The organism is Luteimonas sp. WGS1318, assembly GCF_043187535.1.
Lineage (GTDB): Bacteria > Pseudomonadota > Gammaproteobacteria > Xanthomonadales > Xanthomonadaceae > Luteimonas.
This window is the reverse complement of record NZ_CP171131.1, coordinates 3,088,264-3,102,403: the sequence shown is the minus strand read 5'-3', so window position 1 is coordinate 3,102,403 and position 14,140 is coordinate 3,088,264. Positions and strand designations below refer to the sequence as shown.

Here is a 14,140-nt window from a genome sequence, read left to right as displayed (position 1 = left end):
CCGGGCCATTTTTCAGGCCTGAACCTGGCGTTCAGTCCAGGCGACTAGAATCCCCCGTCTTTCCAGGAAGCGTCCATGTCCGAGTCCAATTCCGAGCGCCGCGACTACGCGCTCGCCACGCTGGCGATCCACGCCGGGCAATCGCCCGATCCGTCGACCGGCGCGGTGATGCCGCCGATCTATGCGACGTCCACGTATGCACAGTCCAGCCCGGGCGAGCACCAGGGCTTCGAGTACTCGCGCACCCACAACCCGACGCGCTTCGCCTACGAGCGTTGCGTGGCGGGCCTGGAAGGCGGCACACGTGGCTTCGCGTTCGCGTCCGGCATGGCCGCGACCGCGACCCTGCTCGAACTGCTCGACAGCGGCGACCACGTCATCGCGATGGACGACCTCTATGGCGGCAGCTACCGCCTGTTCGAGCGCGTGCGCACCCGCAGCGCCGGCCTGTCCTTCAGCTATGTCGACATGACCGACCCGTCGACGTTCGAAGCAGCGATCACCGACAAGACGAAGCTGGTCTGGATCGAGACGCCGACCAACCCGATGTTGAAGATCGTCGATATCCGGGCGATCGCGGACCTCGCGCACAAGCGCGGCCTGATTGTCGTCGTCGACAATACCTTCGCCTCGCCGATCCTGCAGCGCCCGCTTGAACACGGCGCAGACATCGTCATGCACTCGGCCACCAAGTACCTCAACGGCCACTCCGACATGGTCGGCGGCATGCTGGTGGTCGGCGACAACGCCGAGCTCGCTGAGCAGCTCGCGTTCCTGCAGAACTCCGCCGGCGCCGTGCAGGGGCCGTTCGACAGTTTCCTCGCGCTGCGTGGCTTGAAGACCCTGCACCTGCGCATGCAAGCGCACTGCGAGAACGCGCAGGCGCTGGCCGAATTCCTCGACGCCCACTCGGCGGTCGAGCAGGTGATCTACCCCGGCCTCGCCTCGCACCCGCAGCACGCGCTTGCCAAACGCCAGATGGACGGCTTCGGCGGCATCATCTCGGTCCGCATCAAGGGTGGTTTCGAAGCTGCGAAGCGCTTCTGCGAACGCACCGAACTGTTCACCCTCGCCGAGTCACTCGGTGGCGTGGAAAGCCTGGTCAACCATCCCGCGGTGATGACGCATGCGTCGGTGCCGGTGGAGCGGCGGGCGGCACTGGGCATACACGATGATCTGGTGCGGTTGAGCGTGGGGGTGGAGGGGCAGCGAGATCTCCAGCACGATATCGGGGCAGCGCTCAGGGGTGCCCGCGAATGAAATCGCGTCGCGTCGAGTTGTTGCTCAGCCTGACCGGTCGCGATATCCAGAAAAAATACAAGGATTCGATGCTCGGCGCGCTATGGGGCGTCATCGTGCCGCTCATCCTTCTTGCGATCTACACGGTGATCTTCAGTGCGATCTTCAATGCGCGCTGGAAGGGCGTCGAAGTCAACAGCAAGGTCGATTACGCGGTCCTCCTTTTTATCGGCCTCATCGTCTACAACTTCTTCGCAGAATCTCTCACCCGCGCGCCTACAGCGGTGCTGGGCAACCCCAACCTCGTAAAGAAGGTGGTTTTCCCTCTGGAGGTCCTGCCTGCGGTTGCAGTACTGTCATCGCTCTACAATGCCGGAATTGCGTCTATCGCGTTGGTGATCTTTCTTGTTTTCAGCAGTTTCGGTTTTCACTGGCAGGTGCTCCTGCTCCCCGTCCTGCTTGTTCCTATGGTCGCGCTGACCTTGGGCGTGACCTATCTTTTCGCGTCGTTGGGTGTGTTCTTCCGCGACATCGATCAGCTTGCTGGCCTGCTCGCGCGAATACTCCAGTACCTCACGCCCGTGCTGTATCCCTCCGTGATCTTTCCGGACACGGTGGGCATGTGGATGCGACTCAGTCCACTTGCGGTCTACGTCGAGCAGATCCGAGCCCTTATCATCACCGGTGAGCTTCCTCAGTGGGGCGCGTATTTCTGGGCCGTCGGATGGTCAGGGATTTTCCTGGTGTTCGGATATTGGTGGTTCCAAAAGACGCGGAGGGCATTCGCCGATGTCGTCTGAAGAGTATGCAATTAACCTTTCGAACGTCAGCAAGGTCTTCCACGTTTACGAAAAGCCGTCGCATCGACTCGCCCAGACGCTGCTGCCGAGGGTGTCCCGCCTGCTGCCCCGACGAATCGGCGGCCTCTTGGCAGGCCGTCAGTATGCGCGTGAGTTCTGGGCGCTCCGCGATGTGAGTTTGCGCGTACGTCGCGGGGACGCGGTGGGCATCATCGGGCGCAACGGATCGGGAAAATCGACCCTCCTCCAGATCATCGCGGGCACCTTGGCTGCCACAACGGGGACGACGCGTGTGAATGGCCGCGTTGCCGCACTCCTTGAGCTGGGTAGCGGCTTCAATCCCGATTTCACGGGGCGTGAGAACGTTATCCTGAACGGAATGATTCTGGGCCTGTCCGAGCGGGAGGTGATCGAGCGTTTCGATGCGATCGCGGCTTTCGCGGATATCGGGGATTTCATCGACCAGCCTGTCAGGACATATTCGAGCGGAATGATGCTGCGCTTGGCGTTTTCGGTTCAGACGCAGGTGGAGCCGGATATCCTCATTGTCGACGAGGCATTGGCCGTCGGCGATGCACTGTTCCAGAAGCGCTGTTTCCAGCAGATGGAAGCGCTACGTGCGAAGGGATGCACCCTGCTGCTCGTGTCGCACGATCAGGAATCGGTCCGCACCCTGACCGACCATGCCATCCTGCTTCGTGACGGTGCGGTTCGATGCTCTGGGCCCTCCTCCGAGGTAGTGTTGGAGTACCGTCGGCATCTGCATGAAGATGAGCGGGCTTACTACGGCGCTATCGCTGCACAGCATCTCCAGCATGCCCAAAAAGCTGCTGAAGACAGCCCCGCGCATCCGGACGCGAGCATGAAAGTCGATGGTCTGGAGCGCGACCAGTTGTCGTTCGGCGATCTCGATTGCGTTATCGAGGCCGTGTCTGTCATGGATGCGCGCGGCGCTGAGTGCGCTTATTTCCTGCCCGGCGACACAGTGATGATCGATGTCGTGTTTCGGCCCAGGCGGGAGCTCGACAAGCTCAACGTTAACCTGCGTCTGCGGAACAAGGAGGGCGTCAAGCTCTATTCGTGGGGCACCCTCAACCAGGACATGCATCGCTGGGCCGAGCCGTCGTCGCAACAGGCGATTACTTGGGAGCAGTCGTTTCCTGCCAACAGCCCGGCAATCGCTCGCTTCATCTTCGTCTGTACCCTGGGCATGAATTTCTACGAGGTACAGGCTTCTGTCTCGGAGGAATCGGATCGCTTCGGTGGCGCGCAGCGCATGCTTCACTGGCGTGACGAGGCCGCCTTCTTCCAGGTTGGCATGCGCCCGAAGGAATACGTGTTCGGTGGTGTATGCGACCTGCGTATGCAGGTCGAGGTACTCGATGCTCAACCCGAATGAGGATGGACGTGACTCAATCTGCCGAAATGAATATGGAGCCCGCGGTCCTTCGTATCGTCATCGAGCGGCTGGGCAAGTGGCTGCCGATCGGCCCGGTCGCAGTGCGCGGCGGAAAAGGTGACATCGAAGCGTCGCTGCGAACGCTGGGTTACGAGATTGCTGACGCAGGTAGGAGCGTCGCGACTGTCGTTTGCAGTGGAGCCCAGGATCCCGAGGAGATTGAGGGGTTTCTGAAGGGCGCTTTGGAAAGCATCGACCGGGTGCCTGTGTGCATCGTCTTGTGTGGTTCCGTCGATCAGACATGCCGTGTTTCTTGGGAGAAAGCAATGCTCTCCAGGCAATGGCGCAAGCATCCCCTTGGTGAACTGGTCGCTCCCTACGGGGAGCTGGACCGGGTGACTGGACTGGTCATGACGGCGTTCGAACCGTTGCCCGATCTCGCTGCCCATGCGTACCCGCTGCGTGCGCTAGAAGAAGAGCGCGACCTCCACACGGACATGATGCGGGAGTCGGGTCGTCGTTCGGACGCGCACCTTGCGCGTTACATCCAGGCTTCCCGGTTCGTGGAAGACGGAGATCGCGTACTTGATGTTGCCTGTGGCCTTGGATACGGCTCATACCAAATATCCCGTTCAACACGTGCCGCGTCAGTCGTTGGAATCGATCTCAGCGATTATGCTGTCGATTACGCCAAGACCAATTTCTCCGGGACTCAGGGGCTCGCCCCCTGCTATTCGGTGGGAGATGCGCAGGATCTCTCGCAAATGGCCGACGGATCCGCGGATTTCGCCATTTCGATCGAGACGCTCGAACACATCCCGCAGCCCGTCCAACTGCTTTCGGAGCTGCATCGGGTGCTCACGCCCGGCGGCCGCTTGTATGCAAGCGTGCCAAACGACTGGTCGGATGAGAGTGGGAAGGATCCGAATCCTTTCCATCTCCACGTTTATGACTGGAAGGCGCTGTCTGAACAATTCCGTGCAGCAGGCTTCCACATCGAGAAGGCGTGGCTGCAGGATGCCGGCGGCGGGCAGAAGCGCCATCTCGCCGCGCGTACTATGCTCGAGGTAGATCCACGTCGTGGCCCGCAATGCGATGGTGAGTGGTTGCTGGTGCTTGCCCGGAAGTTCACCACGGACGACGCGCCCCGCAACGATTCACTGATGAGCACGGTTTCCGACATGCTTCGCGCGGGCGGCCGGGAGGAGGCGATGGCACGGTTGTCATCAGCGGCTGCAGATAGCTCCCAGCCGTTGCGACGAGCAGCATCGGCGATGAGATTGGCTGCACTCCACGCCTTCTCGGGGGACGCAGCGCGCACGCAGCTCGCGTGGTCCGAGGGGGTCGTAGTCGCCAAGCCGATGCTGGAGGAGCCCGCGCTACGGCGAGATGTAGCTAATCTGCTGGCGCTCGCTTACGACGCGTTGGACCACGACGGGTTGTCCATGGTCGCGCTGCTTTCGCGCCACCCCGCCGCGATGGCGCTCATGGAGCTGGAAAGGTTCGACCCGCTCCTCAATATGACCGATCGCGCTTTCAACGAAGGCGTTACCGCGGAGTACGAGCCGCTCGGCCTGGGCGGGCGCCAGATCAGGGAATCCCTCGAAGCCAAGCGCTGGCTCGATCAGAAGTACCACGAGCACGTTGCGCGGATCGAGGAGCTTGAAGCCTACACTGCCCAGCTCGAGGAAGCCCGGCACTGGCTGGACGATCAATACCACTCGCTCACCGAGCAGGTTCAGCGTCTTCGTCGTGCGGAGACGTCGCACGGTCCGTGACCAGTGCCGGCATCGCGCGCGCTGAACGCATCGGAGACTCAAGAGTATGAAAACGGAACCAGCCGCCGCGCTGCTGTGCCACGGAATCTCGAACGTCGTGGGGCCGTCGAGACTCGCGCTGATGGATGCGGGTTGCCGATGGCTGCTGCCAGCCCTGTTGATGTCGGAGATGATTCCCGTCGTTGTCGCTCACGGCGGCGCCGCAGCGCTTGGACCTGAGCTTCATGGAGTGCCCTGCTTCCCCGACGTCGCGAGCGCACGAGAGGAGTTGGAGCTGGCGACGTGCCTCTTCAGTGACAGCACTGTCGCAGCGCGCGGCATCCCGCCTGAAAGCGATACGTGCAGTTCGATACTGGTGGTCGTGCCGTCGGACTTTGCCGAGGCCCGTGTACAAGAGTTGCGCGACGAAGTCGCCCTTCGGGGCTGGGGCCAGCATCCGCGCCAAAGTGCTGGGAGGCAGCAGGGCGAAGCGTTGCTCGCTCTCGGTTACCGGATGCTGGCTTTCGCCCGGCCTGGTCTCGATGCCGTCCGTGCAGACCAGCGTGCAAGGATTTCGAGGGTCGAACTCCTCTCGGACTTTGTGCGACACGGTGATCGGGCCCTCGTCGTCGCGCGGGATGTCTTCCCGGGTTCCGCTTTGCTGGCATCGCTCGCGCAGGCGTCCAGCATTGATGCTATCCAACCGCACCTGCTCGCCGAGCGCGCACAGGATGAGGCCGGCTACGACTTCGTGTTGCTCGAGATGGATCTGCATCGAGGGAGCGAAAAGCTGGTGGCGGAGCTGGGGGGACGGCTGTCCAGGGCCGGCAGACTTGCCATTGTCCTCGGCGATTGTGAGCCCGACGTCGCAACGGGAATCCTCTCAACCCTGCCGGGCCTCCAGATCGCCATCGAGCGGGTGTGGTTCCAGCGTCCACCAGAGGCGCCGGGAGACGCTCCTGAGGCAGCAACTTTAATCTCGACGATAGCCCCCCGTGAGATCTGTGATGCCGGGTCCTATCTCATTCTAGGAATGAGCGTCGGAGATGGCTTGCCTGCAACGACCGGGACCGGGGCCCCGGGCAGGCGGCTCGACAACGAGGTGCCCAACATAGTGGCCTTTGAGCGTGACTACGACGATCCAGCAATCGTGAGGTTGATCGTTGCAATCGGACTCCGAAGCGAATCGTCCGAAGTCAGAAGGGCCATCGCGCTGGGTTATCTCCAATCCGCAGCTCCCGAGAGTGCAGACCTCGGCGCAGCACTTTGCGTGCTCTGCTACGAGTGGCTTGCAGATCCCGCCGGCTTGGACGCCGAGCGCCTGCTCGGAGCCGGAAGTCGCTATCTCTCACTGGAGCCGGTCAATCCAACCGCTTTTCGGTGGAGGGTCTCATTGGCGTACGCCATGGCATTGGTCTGCCAACGTCTGGGGCGGCGTGAAGACGCGGCCTCCTTCCATAGGTTCGTCATTTCGCAGGATGTTCTGGAATTCAGTCCTCTCTTGGGGACCAAGACCATCGCGTCGCTGCTCGCACTTGGGTGGTGCGCGTATGCGGACGGTCATCTCCCGCAGGCGCGGAGGCTCTGGAAGGAAGGCGTCATGCAGGCGCGGCGTCTGGCAAAATTCGATGACTGGTCGGAGGTGATCGGGAACCTTGACGCGCCGGAGACGTTCGGAATGCCCGAGTTGAGCAGCATCCTGGACGAGGCAGGGAAAGCCGTCGCCGCGCTTCGGGTTTCCTCCTCGGACCCGCACACGCGTGGCAAGGTCTGGCAGGCAGCCAACCAGTCTAAGCACGCCAGATTGCGTCGCATGGAGCTCTCTCTTGCGGGACAGCTCGCCTGGCTTCGCAGTCTTCAGGAAGGCAAGGACTGGTTGACCGAGCAGTGCAAGCAATTGTCGTTAGCCTACGCGCAGTCGCAGGTGGTGCTCGCTGATCAGCAAGCGGCCAACGCATTACTGCAGGAAGGCAAGGACTGGTTGACCGAGCAGTGCAAGCAATTGTCTCTAGCCTACGCGCAGTCGCAGGTGGTGCTCGCTGATCAGCAAGCGGCCAACGCATTACTGCAGGAAGGCAAGGACTGGCTTGAGATGCAGTACCGCGATCTCTCAGAGAGCCTTGAGAACGCCCAGATCGATTTCCGTAACCTCCAGGGCGACCTTTCGGATCTGCAGGTCGGAAAAGACTGGCTCGAGAGCGAGTACCGTGGACTTTTGGTACGTTGCCGAGATACCGAAAGGCGCCTCATCGCGGTTGAAGCATTGACCATCAAGCGAATTCGGGTGGTGTTGGCGTCACAAGTGTCTGCCCAGGCTCCCATGGACACCGCCTACGGCAAACTGCTCTCGACTTTCCTGGAAGCGCTTAACGCAGGCGCACGCCCCATCGATGTTCCGGATGGCAGCGGTGCCCGCTGGGTCGCTGCTTGGCCCGATTTGCAGCATTCAGCTCTTCATCTCGTCGAAGAAAACCGTCGCCAATGGGAGGCAACAGCGTCGTTGGTAACTCGGATAGAGAGAAGGATGGCCCTCGGCCATAAGGGCGGCAGCTCTGACATGCTTATTCAGAGATTGGAGCGAATCGCGCACATACTGGATGCGGTGCCATTCCCACGATTATTAATGTGTATTTACGCTTGGGTCGGCAAGCGAGTCAGGAGCAAGTATGGTCGTTAATCTCAGCGTGATCGTCACGTTCCATCGTGAGGGAATTCTCGCGCACGCAACGATGAGAAGTTATGCAGCGTCACGAGCGCTGGCTCGCGCTATCGGGCTGTCCGTCGAGTTTGTCCTCGTGCTCGATAATGCGGATTCGACGACGCGCGATGCGGTGCTCCAGCATCCTGATCTGGACGGGACCGAACTTATCGTCGAATCGCACTCTGGCGACGCAGCAATTGCCCGGAACACTGGAATATCGAAAGCCGGCGGTCGATTCATATGCACGCTCGATGGAGACGATCTCATCAGCCGCGACTATCTACAGCGTCACATTGAGTTCGCTGCGAAAAATCCAGAGGATTTTATCCTTCATCCTGAGTTCGTGGTGAGTTTCGGGATGTACAACGCGTTCAACTGGCAGATTGATCAGAGAGGCGCGCACTACTCCCGGGACTCGCTGCTCTCTGTAAATCCCTGGATCAGCGCCGTTTTCGGTGCGCGCGATGTATTCCTGAGCGTGCCGTACGCGCCCTGTTATCCTTCGACAACCGGGTTCGGCTACGAAGATTGGTATTGGAATTGCGAGACCACCGCTGCGGGCTACGTGCATGTCACGGTTCCCGCGACGGCATACTTCTATCGGCGGAAACTTGCAGGCTCAGTGAACGAAGCCAGCAGGGCCATGCAGGTGGTGATGCCGCCCTCTAAGTTGTTCGCTCTGGAGGGCCACGCGTGATGCGTAGGTTTATCGAGCTCGCGCGTCGTGTAGAGATGCGTGAACTCTTGCGTAACCCGCGGCGAGAGATCGGGCGCATTCTGGGGTGGGTTTCCAGGCGTCTCGGGCGTGCAGCAGAGGTTGCGACACATGGTGCGCCAGCGATGCCGGTCTGGCTGCAGGAGGAAATGATTGCGCTGGCTCACGTGGAGCCCGAACTCCTGAGCGCGTACGGCGATACGCGCCAGTATTCGCACTATGGCGTACCCAATGTTCCGGAGCCGGGGCAACTGTACCGTCAACTCGTCGAGGCTGTGGGCCGAGCTCCATGCAGCCACGTTATGGTGCTGCCCTGGCTCGTCCCCGGCGGAGCAGATCGAGGGGCGCTGCATCACTTGCGCGCTTGGACCGAGGTCGTGCCGAGAGACCAGATCCTGGTCATCACAACCGAGCCAGCCGCATCGCCGTGGCGCGATCGGATTCCCGATGGCCTCCGGCTGGTGGAGTTCGGTCTGATCGCCGGAAGTATTTCGTTCGACGCGCAGGTGCAACTGCTCACCCGGCTGCTGGTTCAGCTCCAGCCGCAGGTGGTGCACAACATAAACTCACGCCTGCTTTGGCAGGCGATCCGCGTCTGTGGCCTTGCCCTCCGGCAAAAGTCGCGGCTCTACGCTTCGCTGTTCTGCGACGACTACATCCACAACATGGTGCCCGTGGGGCATGCCCGGAATTTCTTGCGGGACTGTCACCCGCATCTCGTCACCGTCTTCTGCGACAACAGTATCTATCCGAAGATATGGGCGAATGACCTCGGCTTGCCACTGTCGTTGTTTACCTTAATGCCATTTCCTTACGACGGACCCGCGATTGCCGCACGTCAATCGACGCGCACGCTTGGGCAGCCCAGGGTCCTCTGGGCGGGGCGGTTCGACTACCAGAAGCGCCCGGATGTACTCCTGGCGGTGGCTAGAGCGTTGCCCGATTGGGCGTTTGACGTGCATGGGCGGGTGGTGCTCGGGGCGGAAAATACGACACTGGAGGAGCTTTCTCGGCTGCCGAACGTGACCATGCATGGAGAGTTCAAGCAGTTTTCTGACATCGTCCGGCCTGCTCATGTGGCCTACCTCCACACTGCGGCCTGGGAGGGCATGCCGACAATCCTGATGGATGCTGCCGCGGCGGGGCTGCCGATCGTCGCGTCACCCGTCGGTGGTATCGTCGACTTTGTTGACCCTGAGGGTTTGGTTGCAGCAGTCGATGACGTCCAAGGTTATGTGCAGCGTCTTCGCGACTTGGGGAACGACTCCAGAGCGTCGGCGCTTCGCGTTGCTTCTCAGGATTCACAGATGGCGGCCGACCGTAGCTGGAGTCGCTTCCTCGCACGCCTGGATGCGGTGGAAGGCTATGCCGCACCCGAAAATTCTCGCTTCGAGACCAGTTTTGAAGCGTCGACGTGATTATTGGCAGGGGCTTAGTAGCGCAGGCCTTCACTCCTGCGTGGTCGGAGCGCGATGATATAGTCGTGGTGGCTGCTGGCGTCTCGAACTCGGCCGAAATCTCTTCGGGAGAGTTCGACCGTGAGCGCCGGATGCTGGTGGACGTGGTGTCCAACTCGAAGTGCAGCAGGATCGTGTATTTCGGGAGCTGTGCGGTTGGGAATCCCCACGAGGTGCGCACGCCCTACATCGAACATAAAGCCGGGATGGAGCGCATCGTCCTTGCAGATCCACGGGGTCTTGTTCTCCGCCTGCCTCAGGTAGTAGGGCGCGGCGGAAACGCTCATACGCTGACCAATTTCCTGAGTGCGCGAATCGCGTCGCACCAGCCGTTCGATGTCTGGACCCGCGCCGAGCGCAACCTGATCGACGTCGAGGATGTGGCCGCTATCGGGGGGCACATCATCGCTAACCCTAAGAGTTATTCGAGGCTCGTGTCGGTCGCTGACCTCCGCTCAAGCAGCATGCTGCTAATTGTGGAAGAGATGGAGCGCGCGATCGGCCGCCCCGCATGCTACCGAAAAGTGGAAAGGGGGGCGCCGTTCCCGATTGATACCAGGGAATGTGAGCGAGCCGCTGGAGCCGTCGGTCTAAGTCTCGGCGCCCAATATCTTCGGCGATTAATTGTCAAGTACTACGGTCGACGATAGTCGTGATAGCCCCGATGTGGATTCGATCTAGTACGCCGGATCCGGGAAGCCGAATCAGTACTTGTTTATCGAAGGCTTCAATTGCAGATTCCGCATGAAGTGCTCGATCAACATCGGTTTTTCGCCTCGAGAATGTCCGGGGGCGATGAACTCGTGAATGATCCGTTGCAAGGAAACGGTCCCGCGACACTTGGCTGGCCGATCGGCGCCTGCTGATCATCAAAACCAGGACGCCAGAACTCCGATTCTGACGCTTCCGCGTGGCGTCGTGTGGCTCATTCTTCCGCTTGTTCCAGTATTGCACTCGGACAGGCGCTCTTGGCCGGATAAGGTACGCTTGAAGAAACCGCGTCTATCCGGGGCGCTTCACGAACCGCGGTGCTCACCATCATGTTCCGCACACGCCGGCGGCCATCCGGCAGGTACCCGGTCTGATAGCGCTAAACGCGTGTTACGCGCCGCTGCCGTCATCCTTTTAGTGTTGCCGCGACAAGCGCGCTTGCTCCAAAACCTATGCTTTTACCCGCCGCTATACGACGGAATTCCGAGCGTAGCAGGATGTCGATGATATCAAACGCCATGCCTCTACCGGCGCCGTGCTCTGATTCCGTGGAGAGAAGGCTATTTCGGTTTAGGCCAAGCTTATATGGGAGCGCGCGAAGGAGATATTGAGGTAGAACAAGTGGGCGGAAATAAAAACCTAGATAGTCAATACGAAATGCAGCGTCCAGCAGCGATTCAAGGCTGTTTCGGGTATGTCGGCGGAAATGCCCAGCGTGGGCATCGGCCTGTGACCAGAGCCATTGGTGACAGGGGACAGTGAGGTAAAGACGGCCGCCTGGCTTTAGAAGACCAGAAACCTGTTCAAGAAAAGCTCGGTCGTGGTTGATGTGCTCAATAACATCGAACATTCCTAGGGCGGAAAAGCTTTGAGGCCGGAAGCCTGCATCCTCGATCGTCGCGCACACGACATGCTGCAGCCCCCTGCGCAATTTGGCATTCCTTGCTCCGGTTGAACCTGGCTCTAGCAGGACAACCTCATGCCCTTCAGATGCGAGGGCCTGTGCGACGTAACCATTACCACCTCCGATATCGAGCAACGCTCCGGCTGGATACGGATTGTTCTTTACGACGCTGCAAATGCATCGATTGCGGTGCCTAAACCAGAAAGATCGATCTTCGACGCCGTAACAATCCTCATGCCCGTGGGGCGCGTACGAAACATCCGAAGCTCCTCCGGCCACATAGATGCCGTCTGAGTCGAGTCTTAGCTCGGTACTGATGTCTTCAATCCGCATTGGCATTCGGAATACTCCTTGTTGCTGGACACGGAATTGCTTGCGGCGTTTAGTCAATCTATACCGTCCAACACATCTTCCAAGCCATTTCGAAATGGATGGACCTTCATCTCACCTTGTATGGGTCGCGGTAGCCGCCGTGTACCCGGCCTTATTTCTGTTATGTGACCAGCTTGGCCTGGTCGGGATAGGTTCTTTTCGCAACTATGCACAGTGTGAGGCGGGGAAGACGGCTCTTAGTGTCGCCCGCGGTAGTAGTCGAATGAGACATTACAGTTCCAATTTGGCACGGCGAGGTCTGCCATAGATACAGAGATCTCTCCGCTGTCGGCATCCTCCGCGGATGACACCATAACGACAGAAGGAGAGCCGTCCGGGTCCAGCTCGATACGCCGGTGGGCCGTGGTGACCACCACGCGGCCACCGCATTCCTCGCTACCAGCGCGGACAACGAGTTCATGGCCAGAAAGAGCTTCGACGCGAGCGCCTGCTGTGCCGGCAGGGGATGGCACTACAAACAAGGTGCCAGAATCCGTGCGCGTAAATACCTGATAGCCGGCCAAGCGAGTAATGTCGTCTTCGATCGGCGTGACGACTACAGCCGTGGTGTGCGCTGACGCGGATTCGAGGCAAACCACCACCTCATCCCCTATCTCCACCAAGGAGTCGGGATGCGGAAATTCGCGCCTGCCGTTGCAGGTGGAGTTCTCTTCGTCGGACGCTAGGCGCACTTGGACATCCTTGCCCGTAGCTTCGTCGAACAAAGGATCTACCGCCCAACCGATTGCTAACGCGGACACATTTAGATCGCCCTGCGCAATCGATGGCGCTGATGAATGGTACCAGCGGCTGCCGGACAGCACGATCCGGTTCGCATCGGGGAAACGGGTCGCTGTGACGGCGACAATCTGACTGGCCTTTTCCATATCCCAACGATTCAGTCGGAGCTGGTTGCCGAGAAGGGCGTTGCTATGTCCGACGAAAAGCACCGATCCGGCAAGTATAAGGCATGCGGCAGCACGTAGCTGGACGCCGGATCCATCCTGGCATAAGCAAAGTGTCGCAACCGTTGCGAATATCACGACGATTAGCGTCCTGGGTACCGGCCACCAAGTGCCGGATACAAGTATCGGCAACAGCGCGATTAACGTCACTGCGGCGAAGAACACTAAAGCGACGGCGGTCGACCTAAAGCGTTGCTTACTTAAGGGCAACAGTGCTGCAAGAAGGCCGGCAAATAGGAGGAGCTTTGAAACAGATGAAGCAACTACCTCGTCCAGAAAAAAAATCGAAGCGACAAGCGTCGCGGCTTCACCAATTCGTTGCGGGAGCCCAGCTAGGGACAAGAGCTCTGTTCGGCCATCTCCCGACTGTCCAAACGTATACGCGCTGAGCACGGCAACGATCAGGTATCCAACGGTGATAGCTGCTCCGTAACATCCTGAGATCACGAGTGCCCGCATAAGATTTCGGGGCTGTAAGACTGCTCCTGAATCAGTGCGAAATCTGGGGATGCTCGTGTGGTAGGCGATCAGTGCAATGCAGAGATACGCCGCGGCAAGTTGGTTCACCCCCAAAGCGAGCACGGCAAGAGAGCATGATAGGAACAAATAGCGCCATCGCTCTGGTGGTTTAGCATTGGCTTGGAGATAAGCGAGGAATGCTCCGAAACACAGTAGATTAAATAACGCCATTAGAAATGCTGACTGGCGGAACGTAGTGTATTCAGCGAGATAAGGGTGCGATCCAAGTGCCGCGGCGCAGGCAATGATGAAAATCCGAGGCGTGCTCGGAGAAAATCGTAGCGCGGCTCGAAAGAACAACCCACTGAATACGCCTATAGCGAGTAGTCCGACGATATATAGATCGGTTAGTCGCAGGTTTGAGGCCGCCAAGACGTCGTCTACCAAGGCGCTCGTGAAGCGGCCCTGCGACACATAGAAAGACGAGAGATCCTCAGGCGTGAGCTGAGAGATGATTTTGTAGTCGTCGAGAGCATACCCCGGCAAGAATCCGGAAAACTTCGAAATAAAAAAGAAAGCTGCGTAGGCGATAAAGAAGAGTAAGCCCGGCCTTGGCGTGGCGTGACCGTTTATCGGCGTATTGTGCGAGGTCATATATTTA

10 protein-coding genes are annotated in these 14,140 nt (G+C 59.7%); 8 read left to right on the top strand and 2 right to left on the bottom strand.

Translation table 11 applies throughout. From position 1 onward, the window contains the following. The first annotated feature begins 75 nt into the window (after window positions 1-75). From ACF3M1_RS14020 to ACF3M1_RS13985, 8 genes are all read left to right on the top strand, one after another. Entirely contained in the window at window positions 76-1,260 is a 1,185-nt protein-coding gene (locus tag ACF3M1_RS14020) for a cystathionine gamma-synthase (protein ID WP_394001653.1), read from the top strand. Then, window positions 1,257-2,039, top strand: a complete 783-nt coding sequence (locus tag ACF3M1_RS14015) for an ABC transporter permease (RefSeq protein WP_394001651.1) — start codon at window positions 1,257-1,259, stop codon at window positions 2,037-2,039. Before ACF3M1_RS14020 ends, ACF3M1_RS14015 begins: the two co-directional genes overlap by 4 nt. After that, window positions 2,029-3,438, top strand: a complete 1,410-nt coding sequence (locus tag ACF3M1_RS14010) for an ABC transporter ATP-binding protein (RefSeq protein ID WP_394001649.1) — start codon at window positions 2,029-2,031, stop codon at window positions 3,436-3,438. The genes ACF3M1_RS14015 and ACF3M1_RS14010 overlap by 11 nt, the downstream gene beginning before the upstream one ends. A 2-nt stretch (window positions 3,439-3,440) precedes the next feature. Further along, window positions 3,441-5,216 (top strand): methyltransferase domain-containing protein, encoded by a 1,776-nt coding sequence (locus ACF3M1_RS14005; protein WP_394001647.1) that lies wholly within the window; start codon window positions 3,441-3,443, stop codon window positions 5,214-5,216. Between the two features lie 46 nt (window positions 5,217-5,262). After that, the gene (locus tag ACF3M1_RS14000; RefSeq protein ID WP_394001645.1) at window positions 5,263-7,872 is read left to right on the top strand and encodes a hypothetical protein; all 2,610 of its coding nucleotides are present in this window, start codon (window positions 5,263-5,265) and stop codon (window positions 7,870-7,872) included. Continuing rightward, window positions 7,862-8,593: a glycosyltransferase family 2 protein gene (locus tag ACF3M1_RS13995; protein WP_394001643.1), complete on the top strand. Its 732-nt coding sequence runs from the start codon at window positions 7,862-7,864 to the stop codon at window positions 8,591-8,593. The genes ACF3M1_RS14000 and ACF3M1_RS13995 overlap by 11 nt, the downstream gene beginning before the upstream one ends. Window positions 8,594-8,736: 143 nt before the next feature. Continuing rightward, entirely contained in the window at window positions 8,737-10,029 is a 1,293-nt protein-coding gene (locus ACF3M1_RS13990; protein ID WP_394001641.1) for a glycosyltransferase family 4 protein, read from the top strand. A gap of 65 nt (window positions 10,030-10,094) precedes the next feature. Further along, window positions 10,095-10,718 carry an NAD-dependent epimerase/dehydratase family protein gene (locus ACF3M1_RS13985; protein WP_394001639.1) on the top strand — a complete coding sequence of 208 codons (624 nt, stop codon included), beginning with the start codon at window positions 10,095-10,097 and terminating at the stop codon, window positions 10,716-10,718. Window positions 10,719-11,185: 467 nt separating this feature from the next. On the opposite strand, the gene ACF3M1_RS13980 is transcribed toward ACF3M1_RS13985, so the two are convergent. Together ACF3M1_RS13980 and ACF3M1_RS13975 are read right to left on the bottom strand one after the other, a co-directional pair. Continuing rightward, the gene (locus ACF3M1_RS13980) at window positions 11,186-12,022 is read right to left on the bottom strand and encodes a class I SAM-dependent methyltransferase (RefSeq protein WP_394001637.1); all 837 of its coding nucleotides are present in this window, start codon (window positions 12,020-12,022) and stop codon (window positions 11,186-11,188) included. A 230-nt stretch (window positions 12,023-12,252) separates the two neighbouring features. Further along, window positions 12,253-14,133: a hypothetical protein gene (locus tag ACF3M1_RS13975; protein WP_394001635.1), complete on the bottom strand. Its 1,881-nt coding sequence runs from the start codon at window positions 14,131-14,133 to the stop codon at window positions 12,253-12,255. Window positions 14,134-14,140 lie beyond the last annotated feature (7 nt).

Coding starts and splice junctions, on each gene's coding strand:
- ACF3M1_RS14020 (WP_394001653.1), top strand. CDS start 76: ATGTCCGAGTCCAATTCCGAGCGCCGCGACTACGCGCTCGCCACGCTG.
- ACF3M1_RS14015 (WP_394001651.1), top strand. CDS start 1,257: ATGAAATCGCGTCGCGTCGAGTTGTTGCTCAGCCTGACCGGTCGCGAT.
- ACF3M1_RS14010 (WP_394001649.1), top strand. CDS start 2,029: ATGTCGTCTGAAGAGTATGCAATTAACCTTTCGAACGTCAGCAAGGTC.
- ACF3M1_RS14005 (WP_394001647.1), top strand. CDS start 3,441: ATGGACGTGACTCAATCTGCCGAAATGAATATGGAGCCCGCGGTCCTT.
- ACF3M1_RS14000 (WP_394001645.1), top strand. CDS start 5,263: ATGAAAACGGAACCAGCCGCCGCGCTGCTGTGCCACGGAATCTCGAAC.
- ACF3M1_RS13995 (WP_394001643.1), top strand. CDS start 7,862: ATGGTCGTTAATCTCAGCGTGATCGTCACGTTCCATCGTGAGGGAATT.
- ACF3M1_RS13990 (WP_394001641.1), top strand. CDS start 8,737: ATGCCGGTCTGGCTGCAGGAGGAAATGATTGCGCTGGCTCACGTGGAG.
- ACF3M1_RS13980 (WP_394001637.1), bottom strand. CDS start 12,022: ATGCCAATGCGGATTGAAGACATCAGTACCGAGCTAAGACTCGACTCA.
- ACF3M1_RS13975 (WP_394001635.1), bottom strand. CDS start 14,133: ATGACCTCGCACAATACGCCGATAAACGGTCACGCCACGCCAAGGCCG.